This window comes from Bacillus sp. SIMBA_154, assembly GCF_046536015.1.
Classification (GTDB): Bacteria; Bacillota; Bacilli; order Bacillales; family Bacillaceae; genus Bacillus; species Bacillus pumilus_P.
Genome location: NZ_JAWJBV010000651.1, coordinates 1 through 237, shown reverse-complemented (window position 1 = coordinate 237; position 237 = coordinate 1). Strand labels below are relative to the sequence as shown.

Below are 237 nucleotides of genomic sequence, written 5' to 3'. Positions count from 1 at the left end.
CTCATGAAACCTTCATTCGGCTTTCCCAATGTTTTATCATCTTGTGAGGGATGAGGGATGGCCTCCCATACTGATTCCTGCGGACCACGCTGAAGTGTGTTTACATATGCGGCTGTATGTGATGGATTGAGTAAATGTCCATAGCTATACCAATTGTCGACATCAAGGAGCCAGTGCATTAAAGACGGTTCATTGGTCCCATACGTTGATTTCAGGTCGCTAGCAAGCGGGTCTGGA

The 237-nt window shown here is 46.8% G+C and carries 1 protein-coding gene; it reads right to left on the bottom strand.

All coding sequences use genetic code 11. The features are described from left to right. Nucleotides 1-237, bottom strand: a 237-nt coding sequence (locus R0K30_RS23475; protein WP_410613431.1) for a glycoside hydrolase family 48 protein, incomplete at both ends; no start/stop codon positions are given.